Raw genomic sequence first — 17,491 nt, forward strand, 5'->3', positions numbered from 1 at the left:
TCTTATTTTAACCCGTTTGGACCATTATGAAAAGAGCTATAACTATTGCATTCCAGAACAATTTGATGCATCATTCTTTTTGTAAAAAACATTCCAAACTTTCTCTCCACTTTTTCTGGGTAAGGTCAATTAGTAACTAATCTTGAAATACTTACTGCTTTATCGTAAATGCTAAAACAATAAGCTATTGATATTCTTGTTTTTTTTAATCTCTAATCCAGAATTCTGGTGAGAAATACATTTCCCCGCTTCGATTGGGTAAAATATGAATTTCTTCTACTAGGTTTTGATATTACATATGTGTACATCCCCATCATGAATGCTATTTTCGGTAAAATCTCTTACAACGCTCAAAAGCAGAAAAACAAAAACTTGATTTTCTCAGCTAAATAGTGGACCATCAAAAGCACGCATAAATATCTACAATGAAAGAAAAAACTTTCACAATCATCGATGGCTATGGTTTTCTTTTCAGAGCTTACTATGTACTACCTCACTTAATTACCACAACAGGAATGCCAATAGGTGGTGTATATGGCTTTCTGAATATGGTTCTTAAGTACATTGCCCATTCGGACTACTTAACTATAGCACTTGATGCAGGGAAAAAGAATTTTAGGCACAATTTATATCCTGAATACAAAGCAAACAGAGTAACGCCTCCTGAGGATCTAATTCCACAGTTCACCATACTGAGGGAAGCTGTAGAAGCTTTTAACCTCAGCTATGAAGAAATTGAAGGTTATGAAGCAGATGACATAATCGCAACACTAGCTGCAAAATACGCCAACCACCAAGACTTTAAAGTGGTAGTCGTTTCATCAGATAAAGATTTATTTCAACTCTTGAACCACAATATTTTAATATTCGACCCCATTAAAAATATATATATAGATGAAAAACAAATAGTAGAAAAATTTGGTGTAAACTCACACAAGCTTCTTGATTTATTTTCTCTAACTGGTGATGCATCTGACAACATTCCAGGTGTTCCAGGAATAGGGCCGAAGACTGCAGCTAAATTACTAGATGAATTTGATTCATTGAATAATATTATAGAGAACATTGATAACATCGAGCAAATGAGGATTCGTAATATTCTCACCGAACATAAGGAAAAAGCGTTAATTTCAAGAGAACTTTTATCACTATGTGAAAAAGTAGATCTTCAACATGATATTGCAAAATATGAGGTCCATTCTCCAAATATGGAGAAATTATTATCCTTTTTAAAGAAGTATGAATTCAATTCCTTAATAGGTAAAATGGAAAAGCTTTTTTCTTATAATGGATCTAGCAGAGAAAAGAAAACAGAATATAGTAGTGAAGAGTTAGAGAAATTTTTGGAGCATTGTAGATATGAAGGCAAAATTGTAATTCATTACCACCTTGAAAACAATGTATTAAGTCTATCTTATAGCGAAAGTAATATTTTTTATATAGAGCAAGACAGCATACAAGATGCACTCATTACAATTAACTCAACTTTACTCTCAAATGGGGTGCTTAAAATAATACATAACATTAAAGAGATCAGGAAAATCTTCCCTGCAGTAGAGAAGATGCTAGATTCAGTTGATGATTTGATGATAATGTCGTATAGCTTGGATACAGGAAAGCATGATCACAGTATTCCAAACATAGTTGCGCATAATTTGAGTGAAAATGCAGAAATTTTCTCGGCAAAAACTTTAATAGCAATTCATGAAAAGCTAAAGCAGAGGTTATTTCAGGAAAAATTGTTCACAATTTACGAGCGCTTCGATAAGCCACTTATGAAAGTAATATTTGATATGGAGAAAAATGGAATACTACTGGACATACAAAAATTACAGGAGCTGTCCGATAAATTTCAGCAGGTAATTGCCGTGCTTGAAGATGAGATATATAACTTAGCAGAGGAAAGATTTAATATTGCGTCACCAAAACAATTAAGTGATATTTTATTTAATAAAATGGGGCTAAGTAAAAAGAAGAAGTCAAAGTCTGGATCGTATAGCACCAATTATGAAGTTCTAGAGGCACTCGAAGAAGAAGGGGTAGAAATTGCAGGTAAAATTTTAAGTTGGCGACATTTAAGTAAATTAAAAGGCACCTACACTGATGCGCTAATAAAGCAAGTTGATCCCATTGATGGTAGGATACACACAAACTTTTCGACGACTGCAACTGCAACTGGAAGGCTGAGCTCCAGCAATCCTAATTTACAGAATATTCCTATCAGAAGCGAAGAAGGAAATCTCATTAGACAAGCATTTATTGCGCCAAAAGGACATAAGATAATTTCTGCCGACTATTCACAAATAGAATTGAGACTCTTGGCACACGTTGCAAACGTTGCAGCATTTAAAGAAGCTTTTGCAAACGGACAAGATATTCATGAGATCACCGCAAGGCAAGTTTTTGGAGTGCAAGAAATAGATGAGCAATTAAGACGCAAAGCAAAATCCATCAATTTTGGAATTATATATGGCATTAGTCCGTTTGGCCTTGCAAAACGGCTTGGAATTACCATTGCAGAGGCTGCTGAATACATTAATTACTATTTTTCCTGTTACCCAGAAATAAAGGCCTATATGGAAAAAGCAGTGTCTATCGCAAGATTGCATGGTTATGTAGAAACTTTATTTGGCAGAAGATGCTTTGTAAGAGACATAAACAATACAATTCCTTATGTAAGACAATTTGCAGAAAGGGCAGCAATAAACGCACCACTGCAAGGAACCGCTGCTGATATAATAAAACGTGCGATGATTCAGCTTTTTGATCAATTGAAAATAGGCAAAATAATCCTCCAAGTTCACGATGAACTACTGGTTGAAGTAGAGGACGAAAAGGTACAAGAAACGGCAGAACTTATGAAAGATATAATGGAAAATGCAATAGAAATTTCTGTACCACTTGAAGTAGAAATAAAAGTTGGCGACAACTGGGCTCTTAATTATGACTTAAACATGGCGGATTCTAAGAGTATAGATTATTTGAATTAATATGAAAAATATGCTACAATTAAAGTATAGTAAATGTGAGTAACTCAGTTATGACAAAAATATTAACTCCACAAACAAAGAATTTGGAACCTTCAAATCAGGTAACTAACAAAGATGAGAAAATTTTTGAAAAAGAGGAATATCAGGCAATCTATCGTGCTTTCCTAGATACTTTAAAAAATCCAGAAAATCTAGAAAAGCAAACGAAACAGGAAATAGAAAAGAAGAAACAGAAATTGAAAGAAGAACTTTCAGATAAAGAAAAACAAAAATTACATCGTGATCTGGAGTCATTAAACAAACAATTAAAGCGATTACAGAATGGAAATGAAAAGAAAATTTTTACTTTTGCATTTGAGAATAATAAAGATATATTCAAAAATGTCGATCCAGAAGATATAAAGTCACTTAGTGAAGAAAATTTCCTTCAGTTTTTAATTTCCGTATTTGAGAAAATTAGAGAAAAAAATTTAGCTAGCGGAGAGAATTTAGAGAATGGCGAAATAGGAAAAATAGTAAAGGGGTGTGTAGATGATATACGCGGTACAGAAGCTAAAGATTCACTAGTAAAGCTTGTTGGGTTACCATTTGGAATAAAGGTAGATCCTGAAAATATTTCCAGCTCTTTTATGAATGGGGTGAAAGAAAAAATACCATTCTTAGGTAAAGACAAAAAAGAGGAAGATGAACCACCGCTCAGTGATGAAGAGATGGTAACAACGTTCTTACGTAAGATTTTTCTTCCTATTTCTTTTTCCATTGCTTCAATATTAATTTTTGGTCCTACTACACTTGCGATAGTTGCTGCTGTTATTGGTACAATATTTGCCGTAAAGGGAGGAGTTGAAGTTCTTTTTTCAAATAACAGACCAGGTACTTTGTATAACCCTCATTCACTAGAAAAAGAAAGAAAAAAATGGGATAATGAAATTAGCGATGGTATCAATAAAATTTTAGAAATCGAAGTCGAAATAATTCCTGAAGGAGGCAAAAAACAGTCTATCTCTGAAAAAAATTCCCAGCCAGAAAACGAAAAGTCTACTACCCTTAAACAAGTTACTTTAGATCAGCCAACTAAAAATGTAAGACAGCAATCAAAACAAGACCTAGAGTGCCATAAGTGAATTGTGTAATAGGTTTACTATTAATTTATCACACATACAACAGGAGTATGATCAGACGGATTTTCTAGCTTACGCAATCTATCATCTATGTAGCATGTTTCCAATTTATCTACAGCTTGTGGCGATAATAGCATATAATCTATTCGCATTCCTTGATTATTTCTGAGTGAATTGCCTTGATAATGCCACCAAGTGAATTGTTGCAAATTTGGGTGAGATATTCTAAACGCGTCTTTAAACCCAAGATTCAAGACTGCTCTTAACTTCTCACGTTCTTTTATATGAAAGCACACTTGGCCATTCAATAAATTTGAATCAAAGACATCAATTTCATCCGGTGCAACATTATAATCGCCAGCTATAATAGTTAACTCTTCATTCTTTAACAAAGTGCTCATCCTTTCATATAGATTATCAAAAAACTTGAGTTTATATTCAAATGCTTGAGAGTCCGGGCTTTGACCGTTTGGAACGTATACACTTCCCACCCTTACCTTCTGATTATTGTGCTTTATTATGCACTCTATATAACGCGCTTCTTGATAACCTTCTACGATATCAATCTTAAACTTCTCCAGTATTGGATATTTAGATAAAACACAAACGCCATTTCTTGCAACTTGTCCATAGATAGCATATTCATATCCTAACTTTTCTATCTCCGCATAAGGAAATTGCTCTTCCGTACATTTTATCTCTTGCAGCAAAACTATATCTATCTGACTATCAACTATAAAACTACAAAGTTGGTTAACTCTTTTACGTATGGAGTTTACATTCCAAGTTGCAATCTTTAGCATCAGCAATCCTTATTAATTATATCAATTAAACTCTCCCCAGTAGGCAACCTCGATGTTATAATTTTTTTCCACTTGATTAACTTTAAACTATCAGCAATGTTTTTACTCATGGTATATGCAACTGTATTATTCATCACATGAGATAGCCCACTTTTTAGAACTAATGAACAAAATACCCTTGCTGTCTGTGAGGAAAAAAAAGCAACACTACTAATTTTACCATCCAACAGTAAATTTTTACACCTATTAGTTAGACTCCTTTTAATAATTGTTTTATAGAGTACAACTTCTCTTACGTTAAAATCTTCTTCAGATAATCTCTTTTTTAGGTCACATGATACTTCTTGTCCTCTTATATATAAGAACTTTATTGCACTTGAATAGTGAGCTTTTATGAATGATATCAGACCATCAACGTTGCTGTCTGCTGAGATTATATCAGAAAATCCCAAATTTTTTGCAGCCTGCATGGTTGAATTACCAACTGTAATAATCGGAAAGTCATCCTCTTTGCATATTTGACTAAAAGCCTTTACACTGTTTTTACTTGTAGATATCACAACGTCAAATTCGTACGCAGATATATCAGGATTTAAGTACTTTATTGTGAATACTGGTTCTATAAAAACTTTGTATCCATACTTTCTCAATATATTTCTTGTATTGAACGAGTCCAATAAAGGCCTCGTTAATAAAATAGACTTCATTCTGATTTATTTCACTACTAGTAAAATAGTACCCTTTATACACAAATTACTGAATAAAAACTTTTATTTTGATAGCTTGAGCAATTATTCAAGTAATTGATGTTGAAATAAGGATACTCATTTACCACTAAGCTTTAAATTCACTTATATTTTTTTAATGCTAATTACGTTGAACTCTTTTGAATGGCTTCCTTCAGTGGAATTATATAGCTAATATTCCTGTATAAGTTAAATAAGTTAATACTTAAGCTGCTCCTGCAGCTAGGAAGTGGTCATCAGTAGGTTTTTCTGCCTGTGGTTCGCTAATCATAGTTCGAACGATATTAGCTGCCATAATAGCACAGCCTAGAATAAAAAAAGGCGTAGAAACAAAATAAATAACAGAAGACTCAAAAAGCGACATAGATGCAATACCTCCTATTAGAAATGAAGCACTGGATGCTATATCAAGATAGATCTTTGTTAACTTTTTTTGTCCTGGAGTGTTTTTTATGCCAGATTGCTTATTAAGATTCTGTTGTCGGGAATGATCATTTAGTGACCATATATTTAAAGCAAACGAAAGTGCACTGAATATAGTGCCAGCAATACTAAAATACAGACTTAAGACAGGAATATTCAAGACCAATGCCGCTATGTATCCAATGAAAAAGATAGTAGATAGTGTAGTAACTAAGCGTTTCGAGTAAGTTCGTACCTTCTTTCTGTAGGCTAACTTATCTTTTTCACCATACATAGCATAAATATTACCTAATACGTTATATTATAGCATTAATTAATTCAACAAGCAATATGGAAGCTAAGAGTGCCCGAGAGAAGACTTGAACTTCCACAACTTAAAAAGTTACTAGCACCTGAAGCTAGCGCGTCTACCAATTCCGCCACCCGGGCTTTTTATAGTTTACTATGTTAAAGTTAAATAATATACTTAAACAATTTTTAGTTCAAAGGTAATGCCAAATCTAGATCAAATATTTTTTGCTCAAAACAATGTTAATATTAATAACGTATATAAAATAGTCAATAACGCTTTGAGCAATAGCGATGGTGGTGAGCTGTTTCTAGAATTTTGCCAGTCGGAGTCCCTGCTTTTTGAGGATAACATATTAAAACACATGGACTTGAATACTAGAAGGGGATTTGGTTTAAGGTCTTTTTGCGGGGATAGTACATCTTTCGTTTGTTCTTCTGAGATCAGCGAAAAAGAAATTAGTAATGCTGCTTCTATGGTAAAAAGCTCAGTGTCTTTAAACAAGACAAATTCAATAAATTTAAACGAAGAGACAAAAAGCCTATATTCGAGGATTAACCCTATAAATGAAATGGATCTGAATTCAAAGATTAAGCTACTCAATGAGGTTAATGAGTATGTAAGGTCCAAAAATAACTGCGTGAAGCAAGTAAAAATAACTCTAAGTGGAGAATGGCAAGTTGTACAAATAATAAAGGGTGATCACAGATTAAGCGATATCAGGCCTCTGGTACGTTTTAATGTGCTAGTCATTGTAGAAAAAGATGGCCGTACCGAAAGAGGTTCTGCAGGGCATGGTGGAAGGGACTCTTATAGTAAGTTTATTTCTGAGAAAAAGTGGAAAGAAGTTGCAAACCAAGCGTTAGAACAAGCACTGGTAAATCTTGAAGCAATTCCAACTCCAGCCGGAGAAATGACAGTCGTTTTAGGTCCAGGCTGGCCAGGAATATTGTTACACGAAGCCGTGGGTCATGGACTTGAGGGCGACTTCAATCGCAAAAAAGTCTCAGCATTTTCAAATTCTGTGGGTAAACAAGTAGCAGCTAGTGACATCACAGTAGTTGATGACGGAACTCTGCCCAATTTGCGCGGCTCTATCAGCGTAGACGATGAAGGCACTCCACCCAGTTATAATATATTGATAGAGGATGGGATCCTAAAAGGATACATGCAGGATCATATGAACGCTAAACTCATGGGTGTAAGCCCAACTGGTAATGGTAGAAGAGAAAGTTATAAAGAAGTTATTATGCCGCGCATGACAAACACCTATATGTTGCCCGGAAAGTATACACCGAAGGAAATAATATCTAGCGTAAAGAAAGGTCTATATGCAGTAAATTTCGGTGGTGGGCAGGTTGATATAACGTCAGGAAAATTTGTTTTTTCATCTTCGGAAGCTTACCTAATAGAAAATGGCAAAATTACACAGCCAGTAAAAGGAGCAACACTAATTGGTGACGGTCCAACAGTGTTGAAAAAAGTATCTATGGTTGGTAATGACTTAAAGTTAGATCCTGGTGTTGGCACATGCTCGAAAGATGGACAAAATGTGCCCGTTGGAGTTGGTCAGCCGACACTCAAAGTTGACGCAATAACTGTTGGTGGAACTGAGATATAGATAAGGGCTAAAACGGATTCCAGCGCACGGCGCACAGCTGTACGAACATCGTGATTTGAGAGCAATCTTCATAAGGGAGGATGTCATCCCAGTGCCCAGACACTGGGATCCAGTTTTCCATGCAATCTCGCAAAGACATTTGTTTGAGTATAAGACAGCTACTTTTACGCTCACCAGTTCAGTGTGCTTCTACAATAAAATTTCTGGATGCCAGTGTCACGCACTGGCATGACACCATCTGTTGTGCGAATTACCTCAACAAAAGCAAATGTTCGTACAGTTAGTGCGACCCGAAAGTCGTGATTTTGTGATGGTTAAATTCCATCTTCCCTAGGCTCTGTGGACAAAATTTTAGAGAAGCCATACAAGAGCTCCAACAAAATTGAGAAAACCCATAAAAACCTCAGCAGTTTTATCAAATCTGGAAAAAATGCGCCTAAAATTTTTAATTTTACCAAAAAAACACTCAATCAAATGACGTTCTTTGTAGATATGCTCATCGTAATACCTTTGCACTTTTCGATTCCGTTTTGGCGGAATAACTACTGTACATCCCTTGTCTTCAAGACTTGTAACAAAGGCATTGCTATCGTAGCCCTTGTCAGCTACTACAGTAGAGTTATAGATACTTTCGGTCAACACTTGTGCCTGCGTAATTTCATTTCTTTGACCAGGAGTCAGAGTAAATTTAAGTGGATTTCCAAGTGCATCGACAAGCGCATGTATTTTAGTTGTAAAGCCACCTTTGCTCCTCCCTAAAGCTTCTTGATCCTTGGAGTTTTTTGTATATCCAGATGAACATGGATGGCCTCGGATGATCGTACCGTCGATTATAGCAACTTCTAAATCAGGCTCTTGTTTAGTATATTCAAGCAATTTTTTCCAGACATCTCTTTCACACCATCTTTTAAATCGCTTATGTATACTCCTGTAATTACCATAAGTTTTTGGTAAAAGTCTCCATTGGCAACCACTTCGCACTATGTACCACACTGCCTCTATGAATATTCTTAAACGTTTTTCATCTTTGCTGTGCATTCCTTTTACGCTTTTTATGAACTCTAAAATTTGTTTCCAATTTTCCTCTTTGATGTAATATTGCATATGGTAGTTTCTCCATTTTTTACCTATTAGGCTAAACTACCATCTTTTTCTCTCTTTTCATATTTTTTGTCCACAGAGCCTAGGAGCACCAAAAGCAATAACAGCTACTGCAAGAAAAATGGCATGCATATTTTATAGTATGCTCAAATACGGACAGGAATATGTAGAAAAAGGAATGGAATACTATGAAACACGCTATAAAGATAGAACTGTAAAAAATTTGATCAAAAAAGCGAGCAAATTTGGCTACATATTAGTTCAACAAGAAGAGTTAGTTGAGTGAGTTTCTTAGGAGAAGTCTATTCCTTCATAAGGAGATGTAGTTAAAGGAATTTACTCTATTTCTCCCTCTTTTTTTATTATTTTTAATCTATAGTTAACGTAAAAGAGATATGCAAAAACTCTATTGATCCATAGTCTGCAAATTATTAATAACACTTACTTTAAAGAACCTCACTTTACGCTGATTTTTGAGCGCTCTTCTGTGGTATTTTGTAAGAGTATAACTTGTGAAATCGTCTTCCCTATAGATTAAAGAGTTACACTGCTTTATATGCGATGCTATCCACTCTGCATAGTCCTGATGATCGGTTGCAATGAATATTTCCCCTGTTATAAGTATTTTTTTTGCTAATAAATTTAAAAATTCCGTATTAATTAATCGTCTTTTATTGTGACTTCTTTTTGGCCATGGATCTGGAAAGAGAATAAAGAATTTTTCAACACTGTTATCAGGAAAATTTGCAATCAATTCTCTTGCATCTTCTGTCCATATTAAAATGTTTTTTATGTTTTGTATTTCTATGTTTGTTAGCAAGCGAGAAACCCCCTTTAAGTAGGGCTCACATCCTATAAATAATAGATCAGGTTCATTGAGCACCTGGTAAAGCATATTTTCACCGTTGCCAAAGCCTATTTCTACCCATATTCTTTTTTGTGAATTTACAATCTTCTCTATAGATTCCTTGCTGTTTTGAATAGAATATTTTTCCAATATTTCATCAACATCAGGTTTTAGCCTGGACCTTCTGGAGAACGATCTAATCCACTTGCTATTCTTAAATAGCATATTCTTGATACATATATAATTTTCTCACTATATTTTATATAGCTTAAACAATTCTCGAAATGAGTTAATGAAAAATTACTTGTCAATAATTGTTAATATTATATAATATATGAGTTCTAATAAAGTTTAAGTTAAAGGTATGAATAATAATAATCCAGTCGTAAATCTACCGGTTACTATCAGAAAGCTATCATCAAACAAATTTATAGAAGAGATATGTCAAGGCCAATTTGAGGATCAAGATAATACCTTGTTTGAAGATTCTTTTGTTAACAAAATTAAAGAAGGAGATGTGGTAGAAGGTGTAATTACAAGAATAAACCCTAACGACGTTGTGGTTGATATTGGTTTAAAATCTGACGGGAGAATTCTGATCAAGGAACTCGGTTGTAATGATGAGGTCATTATTGGCTCGAAAGTCAGAGTTTATGTGGAAAGAATTGAAGATTATCATGGTAATGTTGTTCTTAGTCGTGAAAAAGCAATTAGGGACGAAAAATGGAATAAGTTGGAAGAAGATACAGTTACAAGGGCTGAAGTAAGCGGAGTTATTAAACGCTCAATTAAATGTGGCTTTATTGTTGATCTTGGTGACGGAATAAGCGCTTTTTTACCGCTGAGTCATGTGGATTTGAAGCAAGTAAAAGATGCGAAGCACCTTATTGAAACTGAACAAAAGTTCATCGTGCTTAAAATGGATAAGAAGCAGGGCAATATTGTAGTATCAAGAAAGCTGGTGTTAGAAAAATTGCACGCTGGTGAAAAAATTAAATTTTTAGAATCTTTAAATGAAGGCGATATAATAGAAGGGAAAATAAAAAGTATCACTCATTACGGTGTATTTGTCGGTATTCATGAATCAGATGTAGTGGGAGTTATAGATGGATTGTTACATATTACAGATATCTCTTGGAGTAGGGTAAGTCATCCGTCTGCAGTTTTTACTTGTGGTCAGACTATAAAAGTTAAAATTATAAAAATAGACAAGGAAAATGCTAAAATTTCCTTGGGTGTGAAGCAGCTAGAAGATAGCCCTTGGCAAGATGCAGAGTCAAAATATCCAGTTGATAGTGTGCATAAGGGTTATGTAACAAGCATAGAAGATTATGGATTATTTGTTGAGCTTAGACCTGGAATTGAAGGTTTAGTGCACTCGTCGGAAATAACTTGGGTTAAGAGTAATTTACCAGTTAGTAGTCTCGTAACAAGGGGACAAGAAGTATATGTAAAAATTCTCAATATTGACATTGCTAAGAGTAGGATGAGTTTAAGCATGAAAAGGTGTGTAGACAACCCTTGGCAAGTATTTATCAATAAATATCCTCCTGGTTCTATTGTTTCTGGTGAAGTGAAGAATAATACCGGCTCATATGTATCTGTTGCTTTCGGTGATTCTGAAATAGATGAGAACGTAGAAGGGACAATATATGTGAAAGATTTTAGTTGGTCTAAAAATGGTTCAGATGAGATAAAGAAGTATAATGTAGGTGATAAAATAGAAGCAAAAGTAATAAGGGCTAACGTGAATCGGGCAAGAATTTATCTTGGAATAAAACAAATAGAGTATGATCCTCTTGAAGAACTGATAAAGAAAGTTAAGGTAGGTGATAAAATACAGGTTATTGTAGGTAAGAGAGAAGATAATGGACTAGTCGTTGAAGTTGAGAACGATGTAACCCTTCTAATAGATCAAGAGCATTTACCAGAGAATAAAAAATTCTCTATATCAGAAAAAATAGAAGTTGAAGTATTGGGTGTTGAAGAATATAACATAGCATTATCTGCTAAGTGATAAGGTTTACTTATTTTGGCTTCATATAAATGGCAACAAAGTCTGATATAATAGCGAGGGTAGCAAAAAGACATCCTTTTTTAGATAAGATTGTTATAGCAGCTATAGTTGATAGATTTTTTGGGATACTTTCAAGCACATTGAAACATCATAATAGAGTTGAAATTAGGGGGTTTGGTTCTTTTTCAGTTAGAAGTTATAACTTGAAAGAAACAAGCCATTTAATGTTACAGAAGTTTACAAAGAATCAATACTTTAAAACATATTTTCGTAGCAGTAAAAAATTATCTGATTTGATAAATGAATAAAAATTTATACCATAAATAAGATGAAAGTAGGGGTTTGAGTTTATACTGTACGATAGAAATTTTTAGCACCATATGCAAGTAGTAGAAATAGTTATACGTAATAACACATATAAAATATCTTGCGAAAGTGGGAAGGGGAATCATTTATTACGCCTTGCTAATAGTTTTGACAAGTTAGTTAGTTCTGTATCTCAAAAAACTGGAGGTAAGGGTTCGGATGCATTAAATTTCTTACTTGCAGCACTAATTCTTGAGGATAAAATTTTAGAATTAACAAAGCGATTAGATGAAGTAAATCAAGAGCGCGAAAAGTATAGAAACGAGAAAAGAATAGAATATACTAAGGTACTAGATAAGGTAAATAAGATTATCACTAATCTTGAGTGCATAAAGGATTAGCTTCAATAAAGCAAGCAATTAAATTGACTATCTGACTATTCAAGCCAGGAGGGAGGTTTGTCTTACGAGTTATGTAACAATATAATTCGTAATCATCAAGATCAACTATTTTTTCGTATTCGATTAGTTCGCTTAAGGAAAATTTATCAAGATATTTCAATGCGAAATGCCCTAAAAGTATATCGGTTTCTTTGCAACCCCTATGCCAGCTTCTATATATTAATTTTCTTCTGAGTAGTGAGGTATCTGTCATTACAATTAAACTTTTTTTAATTTAAAAGTTAAACTAAATACTTGTCAAGCGAGGCGCATTTTAATATACTTAATATTTTGTTAAGATCTAAATATACAGGTGGAATTAATTTCTAATCTTATCCATCAATTTAGCGATGGAATATATTATTTTTTATCATTTTCTTTAATAATTTCTGTCATAGTATTCGTGCATGAATATGGGCATTATGTTGTTGCCAAAGCATGCAAAGTTAAAGTTGAATCTTTTTCCATAGGTTTTGGTCCTGAAATTTTTGGTTTTAACGATAAGTCTGGAACTAGATGGAAATTAAGCGTTGTTCCATTGGGTGGTTATGTTAAAATGCTAGGGGACAACAATGCAGCAAGTGTCCCAGCTGATCAACAAAATTTAACCGAAGAAGAAAAGTTGTATTCATTTCATACAAAACCGCGGCATAAAAAAGCAGCAGTAGTTTTTGCAGGACCATTTGCAAACATGGTACTCGCTGTTATAGCTTTTACAATATTTTTTAGCGTGGCAGGCTATTATCGCACTCCACCGGTGATTGGAAATGTAATCGAAGGCAGTGCAGCCAAGCAAGCTGGTTTGTTGCCAGGTGACACTATTACACAAATCAATGAGCATAAAATAAAATACTTTGAAGATATTTCGCGTGTAATAACGTCGAATCCCAAGACGAGAATGGAAATTAAATATAGCAGAAATAATGAGGAGCATAGGACTAACTTAACTCCATTAACAATTGAGGATAAAGATGTTTTTGGTAACGTAATAGAAAGAGAAACTATAGGGATTATTTCAGTCAATACATTAAAGCAGTCGTCTTTTCTTGAGGCTGTGAGCTTATCAGTAAGTGAAACTTACCACACTATGTGCTTAACGATCAAAGCTCTCTTTCACATTATTGTTGGTAAAAGGAGTATCAATGAAATAGGTGGGCCAATAAAAATCGCAAAGTATTCAGGGCAATCAGCTAAAAAGGGGTTCGTTATGGTTGTGTATTTCATGGCAATTATTTCAGCTAATTTAGCTGCAATTAACTTGCTACCAATTCCGCTACTGGATGGTGGGCATTTATTTTGTTATATCATAGAAGCAGTTATACGTAGAGATTTAAGTTTGAAATGTCAAAAATATGCAGCTATTTTTGGTGCTACAGTATTGTTCTTGCTTATGGCAATTGGAATGTCAAATGATATTAGGAATCTTTTTTAAGACAAGATATGAAAAAGCTATTCCACATACTAATAATAATTTTTATCTCTTTTCCTACTCTACTTGTTGCTTTAGAAAATAAGGAAAAAACGCAGATAAAAGATATCAAATATATTGGTAATGAGCGTGTAAGCAATCAAACAATAGGTTTTTATATAAAATTGGAACCTGGTAATTATGTAAATGACGATGATATAGATTTGATTATAAAAGGTTTATATAAAACAAAGCTATTTGCTAGTGTTAATGCTTACATAGATGATAAAAAAAATTTGGTAATAAAAATTCAAGAAAATCGACTAATTAACAAGATAATATTAAAGGGTAATAAGTTATTTAATAGCAAAGAGTTACTAAATAATGTGATTCAGTCAAAATCGCTAACTATTTTCACTGAAACAAAATTGCAAAACGATTTAATGAATTTAATCACTACTTATAGAAATAACGGTAAGGTTGGCGTTAAAATTGAATATGAGTTGGAGAAGCTCGATAGTAATAGGGTCAATCTAATTTTCAAAATAAAAGAAGGCAAAACCTCTAAAATTAAGGATATAAGATTTATAGGCAATAAAAACTTTTCTGAAAATGAGCTAGAGCAAGTTATTAAAAGACATAGTAATGACATATTTAGTAAGTTATTTAGAGCCATTTTTAAAGGCGAAAATCATTATTCACCGCAATATCTATTGATTAACACAGAATTGCTCGATCGTTTTTATTCGTCTAAGGGATATATTCAAAATAATATTCAACCAATTGTTGAGGTTGATAATAACAATCAAACAGAGTTAACTTTTTTGATTGACGAAGGACAGCAGTATTTGTTTGGAAATAATGAGGTTAATATTGAAACTGAAATTCAGGATTTGAGCCTAAAAGAAGAAATATTGGATTTTATAACAGAGGAAAACGATAAGATATTTAATAGAGTTAAAATTAATAATACAGTAGAAAAAATAAACAAATATTTAAATGAAAAAGGATATATATTTGCAAAAGTTAATCCAGAGTATGCACAACGTGACAACGTTGTAGATGTAACCTACAGAGTGCTGCCGGGTAAAAAGATTTATATAAATCAAATTACAATTGATGGTAACGATCGCACTTTAGATAAAGTGATCAGAAGTAAGCTAAGTGTAGCAGAAGGTGATGCGTACAATATATCTGAGATTCAAAAGTCACGTAAAAAACTAATGAGTAGTGATTTTTTTGAAACAGTGAAAGTAAATAGTTACGCAGTTAATGACAATACAGTAAATCTTGACTTAAATGTTAAAGAAAAAAACACTACTTCGTTGTATTTGGGAGGCGGTGTGTCTCTTCCTGGTGGAGCATTGATTAAAATTGACCTCAAAGACCGTAATTTATTTGGTACTGGAAAAGAGCTCTCTTTTGCTCTTGAAAAAAGTCAATACGTATTTTCTACTGATTTAGAGTTTGTTGAAAATAATTTTAATGATTCTGATACGTCACTAGGTGTAGACGTATTTTACGAAAAACAAGATAAGCCAAACACTACTTTTGATAGTTGCGATATAGGATTTTTTACAAAGTTATCATATAAAGTCACAGAGAACTTAACTAATTCCCTTCGCTATTCTTATAAGTATAATCATATACACATGGATAATAAGGGTGGACAAGACACCGATATCTCTGAAATAATACTGGACCGAAAAGGTGAACATCAGATTTCATCAGTGGGATACACGTTGGCATATAATAAACTGGATAACCTCTATACTCCAAAAGAAGGGTATTTACTGCGCTTAAGTCAGGATATTTCAGGATTGGGAGGAAACGTGAATTTCCTAAAATCTGAATTCTTATCTTTTTATACACACCCTATATTAAGCAAAATTGACGATGATATAACGCTACGCTTTAAGATGGCGGCAGGTCATATTTTTTCTTATACTGATAAAAATCTAAACATTGGCCAGCACTTTTTTAAAGGGGGTAATGAGATTAGAGGGTTTGACCTTTCCGGTATTGGACCAAGAGCAGAAGACAAAAATAAAAGCTCATTAGGAGGCAAAACTTATTTTAATCTAACACAGCAAGTGGATTTTCCTCTACCAAAACTATATGACTATGCTGGTATCAAAGGCTCACTATTTGTTGACTATGCAACACTTTTTGGCTTAGATGATAAAAATAAGAAGTATGAAGGGAAATACTACGATAGCAAGCTTGTGAGAGTGTCACCAGGTTTTGGCTTTTCAATGCTTTCTCCTTTTGGTAGACTTAGATTGGATTTCGGGTTTCCTTTAGTAAAGGAATCTTATGATATAATACCATCACCAAATGTTAAATTTTCTATTGAAGCGGGGATTTGAATGAAATATATACAGTTATTTATATCAGTTATTGCCTTAATTATTTCCTTATTTGTGGGGTATAAGTTTGTAGGATATCAACCTCAGAACACAAAAGCTGCAATTATCGATAGTGACAAAGTCATCAATGAATCTCTTGCTCTGCAAAATATACAACAACAAATAAAGGAGCAGAATTCTAGATTACAACAAGAATTTGAAAGTGAGTTAGAAAAACTTAAGCCATCAAAAGAAGAATTTGAACTTTTGTCAGAAGAAGCAAAAAAAGAAAAGACAGAACAGTTTAATAAGCACACTGTAAATACTAGAGATAATTACGCTAAAAAAATGTTACATTTAGAAGAAAGCTATAGAGACGCAGTAGAGAGTGTTTTTAACAAGATAAAAGAAGTCGCTAAAAAAACGGCAGAAAAAAACAACATAGATTTGGTACTATTTATTTCAAAAAAGAACCAAGTTTTATACTCCATGGATGAAGTTGATTTATCAGATGTGGTATTAAACAATATAAACAAGGAAATACCTGAATTTGCTTTAAAAGGCATTGAGTAGGCTTATGCAATTTAATATCAGTGATATTATAAAAATATTACCCCATTCTTATCCGTTTCTCTTAGTAGATAGGGTTATAGAGTGTGATCCTGGTAAAAGTATAAAAGCAATCAAAAATGTGACTTTCAATGAGCCATTTTTTATTGGCCATTTCCCTGGTCACCCAATAATGCCAGGAGTCTTGATAATTGAATCTCTAGCTCAGGCATCTGCTATATGTGTTCTAGGTAAAGAAACAATAGAAAATAAAGTTGTTTACTTGAGATCCATTGAAAATGCAAAATTCAGAAAGCTAGTTACTCCAGGGGACACATTGATTCTTCAAGCTAACATTCAAAGTATGTGTTTAGGTGTACACAAATTTAGGTGTATTGCATCTGTTAGCGAAGAAAAAGTTGCAGAAGCAACAATCTCAGCAGTATTGCAAAATAAATAAAATCTTCATCTGTAAGAAACAG

Annotated in this window: 16 protein-coding genes, 1 tRNA gene and 1 pseudogene; 11 read left to right on the forward strand and 7 right to left on the reverse strand. The window is 33.5% G+C overall.

Going from position 1 to position 17,491, the window contains the following annotated elements:
* The first annotated feature begins 425 nt into the window (after window positions 1–425).
* A complete protein-coding gene (gene polA / locus OOK85_RS00315; RefSeq protein WP_264703302.1) occupies window positions 426–2,990 on the forward strand; it encodes a DNA polymerase I in 2,565 nt (854 codons plus the stop codon).
* 50 nt (window positions 2,991–3,040) lie between these two features.
* Window positions 3,041–4,114, forward strand: a complete 1,074-nt coding sequence (locus OOK85_RS00320) for a hypothetical protein (protein ID WP_264703304.1) — start codon at window positions 3,041–3,043, stop codon at window positions 4,112–4,114.
* 20 nt (window positions 4,115–4,134) lie between these two features.
* Here OOK85_RS00320 and OOK85_RS00325 read toward each other — a convergent pair whose 3' ends face one another.
* From OOK85_RS00325 to OOK85_RS00340, 4 genes are all read right to left on the reverse strand, one after another.
* Complete coding sequence (locus OOK85_RS00325) at window positions 4,135–4,914, reverse strand: exodeoxyribonuclease III (RefSeq protein ID WP_264703307.1); 780 nt, start codon at window positions 4,912–4,914, stop codon at window positions 4,135–4,137.
* Complete coding sequence (locus tag OOK85_RS00330; protein WP_264703311.1) at window positions 4,914–5,621, reverse strand: uroporphyrinogen-III synthase; 708 nt, start codon at window positions 5,619–5,621, stop codon at window positions 4,914–4,916. Before OOK85_RS00330 ends, OOK85_RS00325 begins: the two co-directional genes overlap by 1 nt.
* Window positions 5,622–5,865: 244 nt before the next feature.
* On the reverse strand, window positions 5,866–6,357 hold the full coding sequence (locus tag OOK85_RS00335; protein WP_264703313.1) for a hypothetical protein: 492 nt from the start codon (window positions 6,355–6,357) through the stop codon (window positions 5,866–5,868).
* A 70-nt stretch (window positions 6,358–6,427) separates the two neighbouring features.
* A tRNA-Leu gene (locus tag OOK85_RS00340) sits at window positions 6,428–6,512 on the reverse strand.
* 62 nt (window positions 6,513–6,574) lie between these two features.
* On the opposite strand from OOK85_RS00340, the gene tldD reads away from it, so the two are divergent.
* Entirely contained in the window at window positions 6,575–7,993 is a 1,419-nt protein-coding gene (gene tldD, locus OOK85_RS00345; protein ID WP_264703315.1) for a metalloprotease TldD, read from the forward strand.
* Window positions 7,994–8,344: 351 nt separating this feature from the next.
* Here tldD and OOK85_RS00350 read toward each other — a convergent pair whose 3' ends face one another.
* A complete protein-coding gene (locus OOK85_RS00350) occupies window positions 8,345–9,097 on the reverse strand; it encodes an IS5 family transposase (RefSeq protein ID WP_264702164.1) in 753 nt (250 codons plus the stop codon).
* 79 nt (window positions 9,098–9,176) lie between these two features.
* Here OOK85_RS00350 and OOK85_RS00355 point away from each other — a divergent pair.
* A pseudogene (locus OOK85_RS00355) lies at window positions 9,177–9,380 on the forward strand (IS110 family transposase); the annotation flags it as partial.
* Window positions 9,381–9,500: 120 nt separating this feature from the next.
* Here the strand turns inward: OOK85_RS00355 and trmB are convergent.
* On the reverse strand, window positions 9,501–10,166 hold the full coding sequence (gene trmB, locus OOK85_RS00360; protein ID WP_264703317.1) for a tRNA (guanosine(46)-N7)-methyltransferase TrmB: 666 nt from the start codon (window positions 10,164–10,166) through the stop codon (window positions 9,501–9,503).
* Between the two features lie 139 nt (window positions 10,167–10,305).
* Between trmB and OOK85_RS00365 the strand changes: the two genes are divergently transcribed.
* The 3 genes from OOK85_RS00365 to OOK85_RS00375 all read left to right on the forward strand — a co-directional run bounded on the left by OOK85_RS00365 (window position 10,306) and on the right by OOK85_RS00375 (window position 12,665).
* Window positions 10,306–11,958, forward strand: a complete 1,653-nt coding sequence (locus OOK85_RS00365; RefSeq protein ID WP_264703319.1) for a 30S ribosomal protein S1 — start codon at window positions 10,306–10,308, stop codon at window positions 11,956–11,958.
* Window positions 11,959–11,987: 29 nt separating this feature from the next.
* Window positions 11,988–12,266: an HU family DNA-binding protein gene (locus OOK85_RS00370; RefSeq protein WP_010963035.1), complete on the forward strand. Its 279-nt coding sequence runs from the start codon at window positions 11,988–11,990 to the stop codon at window positions 12,264–12,266.
* A 72-nt stretch (window positions 12,267–12,338) separates the two neighbouring features.
* On the forward strand, window positions 12,339–12,665 hold the full coding sequence (locus tag OOK85_RS00375) for a cell division protein ZapA (protein ID WP_264703321.1): 327 nt from the start codon (window positions 12,339–12,341) through the stop codon (window positions 12,663–12,665).
* Here OOK85_RS00375 and OOK85_RS00380 read toward each other — a convergent pair.
* A complete protein-coding gene (locus OOK85_RS00380; protein ID WP_006279484.1) occupies window positions 12,640–12,918 on the reverse strand; it encodes an FAD assembly factor SdhE in 279 nt (92 codons plus the stop codon). The genes OOK85_RS00375 and OOK85_RS00380 overlap by 26 nt on opposite strands.
* Window positions 12,919–13,017: 99 nt before the next feature.
* Between OOK85_RS00380 and rseP the strand changes: the two genes are divergently transcribed.
* From rseP to fabZ, 4 genes are read left to right on the forward strand one after another with little or no spacing between them, the layout of a single operon-like run.
* Entirely contained in the window at window positions 13,018–14,136 is a 1,119-nt protein-coding gene (rseP, locus tag OOK85_RS00385) for an RIP metalloprotease RseP (RefSeq protein ID WP_264703324.1), read from the forward strand.
* A gap of 8 nt (window positions 14,137–14,144) precedes the next feature.
* Window positions 14,145–16,481, forward strand: a complete 2,337-nt coding sequence (gene bamA, locus OOK85_RS00390) for an outer membrane protein assembly factor BamA (protein ID WP_264703325.1) — start codon at window positions 14,145–14,147, stop codon at window positions 16,479–16,481.
* Window positions 16,482–17,033 (forward strand): OmpH family outer membrane protein, encoded by a 552-nt coding sequence (locus tag OOK85_RS00395; protein ID WP_182365804.1) that lies wholly within the window; start codon window positions 16,482–16,484, stop codon window positions 17,031–17,033.
* Between the two features lie 4 nt (window positions 17,034–17,037).
* On the forward strand, window positions 17,038–17,469 hold the full coding sequence (fabZ, locus tag OOK85_RS00400; protein ID WP_264703328.1) for a 3-hydroxyacyl-ACP dehydratase FabZ: 432 nt from the start codon (window positions 17,038–17,040) through the stop codon (window positions 17,467–17,469).
* The last annotated feature ends 22 nt before the right edge of the window (window positions 17,470–17,491 follow it).

It is taken from the genome of Wolbachia endosymbiont (group A) of Volucella inflata, assembly GCF_947250665.1.
In the GTDB taxonomy this organism is placed as follows: Bacteria; Pseudomonadota; Alphaproteobacteria; order Rickettsiales; family Anaplasmataceae; genus Wolbachia; species Wolbachia pipientis.

Bases quoted from the DNA above. Each gene is read 5' to 3' on its own strand.
- polA (WP_264703302.1), top strand. From the start codon at position 426: ATGAAAGAAAAAACTTTCACAATCATCGATGGCTATGGTTTTCTTTTC.
- OOK85_RS00320 (WP_264703304.1), top strand. From the start codon at position 3,041: ATGACAAAAATATTAACTCCACAAACAAAGAATTTGGAACCTTCAAAT.
- OOK85_RS00325 (WP_264703307.1), bottom strand. From the start codon at position 4,914: ATGCTAAAGATTGCAACTTGGAATGTAAACTCCATACGTAAAAGAGTT.
- OOK85_RS00330 (WP_264703311.1), bottom strand. From the start codon at position 5,621: ATGAAGTCTATTTTATTAACGAGGCCTTTATTGGACTCGTTCAATACA.
- OOK85_RS00335 (WP_264703313.1), bottom strand. From the start codon at position 6,357: ATGTATGGTGAAAAAGATAAGTTAGCCTACAGAAAGAAGGTACGAACT.
- tldD (WP_264703315.1), top strand. From the start codon at position 6,575: ATGCCAAATCTAGATCAAATATTTTTTGCTCAAAACAATGTTAATATT.
- OOK85_RS00350 (WP_264702164.1), bottom strand. From the start codon at position 9,097: ATGCAATATTACATCAAAGAGGAAAATTGGAAACAAATTTTAGAGTTC.
- trmB (WP_264703317.1), bottom strand. From the start codon at position 10,166: ATGCTATTTAAGAATAGCAAGTGGATTAGATCGTTCTCCAGAAGGTCC.
- OOK85_RS00365 (WP_264703319.1), top strand. From the start codon at position 10,306: ATGAATAATAATAATCCAGTCGTAAATCTACCGGTTACTATCAGAAAG.
- OOK85_RS00370 (WP_010963035.1), top strand. From the start codon at position 11,988: ATGGCAACAAAGTCTGATATAATAGCGAGGGTAGCAAAAAGACATCCT.
- OOK85_RS00375 (WP_264703321.1), top strand. From the start codon at position 12,339: ATGCAAGTAGTAGAAATAGTTATACGTAATAACACATATAAAATATCT.
- OOK85_RS00380 (WP_006279484.1), bottom strand. From the start codon at position 12,918: ATGACAGATACCTCACTACTCAGAAGAAAATTAATATATAGAAGCTGG.
- bamA (WP_264703325.1), top strand. From the start codon at position 14,145: ATGAAAAAGCTATTCCACATACTAATAATAATTTTTATCTCTTTTCCT.
- OOK85_RS00395 (WP_182365804.1), top strand. From the start codon at position 16,482: ATGAAATATATACAGTTATTTATATCAGTTATTGCCTTAATTATTTCC.
- fabZ (WP_264703328.1), top strand. From the start codon at position 17,038: ATGCAATTTAATATCAGTGATATTATAAAAATATTACCCCATTCTTAT.